Source organism: Proteiniphilum sp. UBA1028 (assembly GCF_002316955.1).
In the GTDB taxonomy this organism is placed as follows: Bacteria; Bacteroidota; Bacteroidia; order Bacteroidales; family Dysgonomonadaceae; genus Proteiniphilum.
Genome location: NZ_DCEN01000006.1, coordinates 1 through 4,901 on the forward strand (window position 1 = coordinate 1; position 4,901 = coordinate 4,901).

The 4,901-nt window shown below is 46.5% G+C and carries 5 protein-coding genes; 3 read left to right on the top strand and 2 right to left on the bottom strand.

Annotated elements, in window-relative coordinates; genetic code table 11:
- From B3Z75_RS00820 to B3Z75_RS00830, 3 genes are all read left to right on the top strand, one after another.
- The coding region (locus tag B3Z75_RS00820; RefSeq protein WP_294066688.1) for an AMP-binding protein at positions 1 to 843 on the top strand (843 nt) is incomplete at its 5' end.
- Between the two features lie 47 nt (positions 844 to 890).
- Complete coding sequence (fabD, locus tag B3Z75_RS00825) at positions 891 to 1,778, top strand: ACP S-malonyltransferase (protein ID WP_294066691.1); 888 nt, start codon at positions 891 to 893, stop codon at positions 1,776 to 1,778.
- 81 nt (positions 1,779 to 1,859) lie between these two features.
- A complete protein-coding gene (locus tag B3Z75_RS00830; RefSeq protein ID WP_294066693.1) occupies positions 1,860 to 2,558 on the top strand; it encodes a DUF4919 domain-containing protein in 699 nt (232 codons plus the stop codon).
- 81 nt (positions 2,559 to 2,639) lie between these two features.
- Here B3Z75_RS00830 and corA read toward each other — a convergent pair whose 3' ends face one another.
- Positions 2,640 to 3,704: a magnesium/cobalt transporter CorA gene (gene corA, locus B3Z75_RS00835; protein WP_294066696.1), complete on the bottom strand. Its 1,065-nt coding sequence runs from the start codon at positions 3,702 to 3,704 to the stop codon at positions 2,640 to 2,642.
- Between the two features lie 128 nt (positions 3,705 to 3,832).
- The gene (gene xerA / locus B3Z75_RS00840; protein ID WP_294066699.1) at positions 3,833 to 4,675 is read right to left on the bottom strand and encodes a site-specific tyrosine recombinase/integron integrase; all 843 of its coding nucleotides are present in this window, start codon (positions 4,673 to 4,675) and stop codon (positions 3,833 to 3,835) included.
- Positions 4,676 to 4,901: the final 226 nt, after the last annotated feature.

Genomic DNA, 4,901 nt, shown 5'->3' on the forward strand with positions numbered 1-4,901 from the left:
TTCATCCCCGATGACATGCTCCGCATGATTTCGACCTACAGGATTACTTCGTTCTGTGCTCCTCCCACCATCTTCCGTTTTCTTATCCGCGAAGATCTGAGCAAGTACGACCTCTCCTCTCTGGAGTATTGTACCACAGCCGGAGAAGCGCTCAACCCGTCGGTATTTAAAACATTTTACAAGCAGACCGGCATCAAGATGATGGAAGCATTCGGCCAGACCGAGACGGCGCCCACCATCATCACCTTCCCCTGGATTGAGCCCAAGCCGGGTTCCATGGGAGTTCCCAACCCACTCTACAAGATGGACCTGCTCACGCACGACGGACGGCCTGCCGAGGACGGCGAACAGGGAGAGATCGTCTTCTATACCGATAAGAAGCGCCCCCTGTCTTTGTTCATGGGATATTACCGGGATAAAGAACTTACCGAACAGGTCTATGCCGACCATGTGTATCATACTGGCGACATGGCCTGGCGTGACGAAGACGGTTATTACTGGTTCGTGGGCCGCACCGACGATGTGATCAAGAGTTCCGGCTACCGCATCGGGCCATTCGAGGTGGAAAGTGCCGTGATGACCCATCCTGCCGTGGTGGAGTGTGCCATTACCGGCGTCCCTGACGAGATCCGCGGGCAGGTGATCAAAGCCACCATTGTGTTGGCGGAGGAGTACAAATCGAAAGCAGGCGATGAGCTGGCCACAGAGATTCAGGATCATGTAAAAAATGTGACCGCTCCCTACAAATACCCAAGGGTGATTGAGTTTGTGAATGAGTTGCCGAAGACCATCAGCGGTAAAATACGCCGCGTGGAGATCAGGGAAAAACAAAAACGGGACTGACCTGTTAATATCATTAATTATCTAAACGAAAATAACGATTCAAAAATATGAAAAAAGCATACGTATTCCCCGGACAGGGGGCCCAGTTTGTGGGCATGGGAAAAGAGTTATACGATACGCTGCCCTTAGCGAAAGATCTTTTCGAGAAGGCGAACGAAATACTGGGCTTTCGGATTACCGACCTGATGTTTGCCGGCACCGACGAAGATCTTCGTCAGACCAAAGTAACCCAGCCGGCCATCTTCCTGCACTCGGTGATACTGGCAAAGGCCCTGGGAGAAGAATTCAAACCCGACATGACTGCCGGACATTCCCTGGGTGAGTTTTCTGCCCTGGTAGCAGCCGGAGCTTTGTCGTTTGAAGACGGATTAAAGCTGGTCCATGCCCGTGCCCTGGCAATGCAGAAAGCCTGTGAGGCGAATCCGTCTACCATGGCTGCCATTCTGGGACTCCCCGACGAAAAGGTGGAAGAGATCTGTGCATCAATAGACGATGTGGTGGTAGCGGCCAACTACAACTGCCCCGGGCAGATTGTGATTTCCGGATCTACAGATGGCATCGCAAAAGCATGCGAGCTGATGAAAGAAGCCGGTGCCAAACGTGCCTTGCCACTGAAGGTGGGCGGTGCCTTTCACTCGCCGCTCATGGAGCCGGCCAGGGTGGAACTGATGGAAGCGATTGAAGCTACTCCGGTGTTGGCACCTGTTTGTCCTGTTTATCAAAATGTCACCACCGTGGGAGAAACGGATCCCGCAGTTATCAAGAAAAACCTCATTGCCCAGCTCACCTCTCCGGTGAAATGGACACAGTCCGTACAGCAGATGATTGTCGATGGCGCTACCGAGTTTGTAGAACTGGGGCCGGGAAATGTACTGCAGGGATTAATCTCAAAGATCGACAAGAGCGTGACCGTTTCAGGGAAACAATCTCTTTAAGCTTTGTTAGGAGAGTTTTTTTGTCAAAACGAAATTTAGAAAATACATTTGTTTTGTTTCGCAACAATTAAAACAAATATTATGCAAAGATCACTGTTTTTATTTGCTCTCAGCATGTTCGTAATGTTTCAGGCACAATCACAGGACTTTTTTAAGGCCCCCGATTTTGCACAGATAGAGAGAAACGTGAGAGAACAGGTTTCGTCCTACTACTATCCGAATTTGATGAAAAAATATCAGTCCGGAGCCACCAATATGACACCGGAAGAAGGAAGACATCTCTACTTCGGCTATGTGTACCAGCCGGGATATGTTCCCACCGACACCTCCGAATTCAACGGCAAACTGGCTGCAATCTTATCGAAAAAGTCGTTCATCGCAGAGGATTACGCAACTATTTTGCGGTATTCCGATGCACTGCTGCAGGAAGATCCGTTCAATCTGCGTGCACTGAATGCGAAACTGCTGGTATATGCGCAACAGAACAATACGGAAGAATATAAGAAGGTAGCCCAACAACGACGAATCGTGCAGGACGCCATCGTCGGCACCGGCGACGGCATGTCGGACAAAACACCGTTCTACGTGATCAAAGTGGCACACGAATACGATATTCTGCCCTTCCTTGGATTTAACTTTGGCGGAGAGGACAAGATCTTGAAAAATCTGAAGGTGAATTATCTCTCACTCGGGGAAAACCGTTTCGGCGTAGAGAGAGTTTACTTTAACATCAGCCCCGTTATTGACCACATCAGTAAACACGGCGGCGGCAAGATGTAAAGCTTCTTCCATAGTATGAATGCTACAGGGCTTGGTTCGCAGTTTGGGCAACTGCCGGATTAAGCCCTGTCTGTTTAAGCCTTAGAACCACTTTTTCCTTCTGAAATACCAGAGCATGCCGATGGAAATCAGCATCATTACTCCCCAAACAATAAAGTAGCCGTGTCGCAAATGCAACTCAGGCATGTTGTCGAAATTCATTCCATAGACACCCACAATAAAAGTGAGGGGAATGAATATCACGGAAAAGACCGTCAGCAGTGCCATGATGTCGTTCAGCCGGGTACTCATGGAAGAGTGGTAAATGTTGAGCACGTCATACAGCAGCTCATGGTAATAATCCAGCAACTCCACTGCCTGGTTTATATTATCCTGAAGTTCCTTAAAGTGCTTGTCGTTTTTCGGAGTGATAAAATCGCCATCCATTTTCACGAGGCTGGAGATCACCTCCCTGGCTGGTTTTATATAACGCCCCAGGTCACTAAGCTCGTGCTTGAGCAAGTTGATTGCTCTCAGGGTTTCCCTATCGGGGTTGAGCACCATTTTGTTCTCCAGTGTCTCAATTTTTTCGCCAAGCACACTCAGTATAAAGATGTAATTATCGATCACCACATCAAGCAGGGCAAAGGCAAGATAGTCCGTTCCCAAATCCCGAAATCTCTTATTGTGCTTCCTCAGGCGGGTTCTTATTGGATTAAAGAGATCGCTCTTTTCTTCCTGAAACGTAATTAACATATTGTTTAGCAACACAATGCTCAGATTATCGATTGACACCTGATTCAACGCATCGTTGAACTGCATCATTTTGATGGAGACAAAGAGGCCGTTGTCGAGTTCCTCCGTCTGAGGACGTGTACCCGGCTCCATCACGTCCGACAATATCTCGGTCGGAATGTGCAGGTTATCCGCCAATTCCCCCATCAGTTTCTCATTGTGCAGTCCGTCAATATTCAGCCAGGTGAGCGTACCCGAGTCTTTATACTTCCGAAGCTCTTCTATGGAGTGGATTGTTTCTTCCTTCACAGATTCTGTGTCGATATCAAAAACGGACATCTCCACCTCTTGGGAACGATGCCTTCCCCGGAATTTCAACTCATACGGCGACAGTCCGATATCCTCTTTTCGTTTCAGTGGTGTGTGAGTCATACGTCAATAATTATCAAGTATACATAAAAAGACAACAATGCTGCAAGGTACAATTATTTTTGTAATCAAATAATTCCACATAGGTTCATATCCTCGAATTGAATAAAAAACATTAGCCGCTTCCTATATCAGAGCAGATCGAGCGGGCTTTTTATTCTTGACTGCGCAATATCGGTAATGTGCGTATAAATTTCGGTCGTATTCACCGATTTGTGGCCGAGTAGGTCCTGGATATAGCGTATGTCCGTTCCATTCTCCAGCAGGTGGGTGGCAAAGCTGTGTCGCAAGGTATGAGGGGTCACCTTTTTGGTGATGCCCGCTTTCGAAGCTGCATTTTTAACAATGGTCTGCACACTCTTCTCCGAGTAAAGCCCCCCACCCTGTCCCTCAATCAGATATACTTCAGGATGATGTGTTTTATAATAACTTCTTAAAGACTCCAGCAACAGAGGAGAAAGCATCACCACCCGGTCCTTACCCCCTTTGGCATTTCTGATCAGGATAATTTTGTTCTTTGAGTCTATATCGGTCAGCTTCAGGTGAAGCAGTTCGTTTAACCTCAGTCCGCATCCGTATAACAGTTGGACGATACATTTGTGCTTCGGGTTGGTCACTTTAGCCATCAAGCGGCTCACCTCCCGGGCAGTCAGGTACACCGGCAGACTTTTGTTCTTCGTGCGCGGATACAGGTGTTTGATGTTGAGTTGTCTGTTGAACATGGAAAGATAAAACTTATCTATTGAGGCCACGATCAAACGTTGATAAGAGGTTCCGATGCAATGTTTTTCAATTTTCCAGAACAAGTATTTCTCGATCTCCGTTTCCGTTATCTCCAGTGGGTGATTATATTTTTTTTGGGCCAGTTGCAGGAAACACCTCACTGCGCTCTTGTAGTTTTGAATGGAGTTGGAACTGTATCGCTGTACGATCATTTTCCGTTCAAATTCGCTCAACAAATCCGTTGTTTTCATCGTCCTTGATTTTATGTAACATTCGTATATGCAAAAATATAAAATATTTTAATTAAAGCATAACAAACAGATAAACAATATGATATAAATACAAAACATTTTCACATCGATAATTATACACGAATGTTATAAATCAGTTATTTACGAAAGTTGTATATTTAAAACGTAAACAACAAGTTACAGGCAATAAGTAGTGACACCATACAATTAACAATCGGCAGACAGA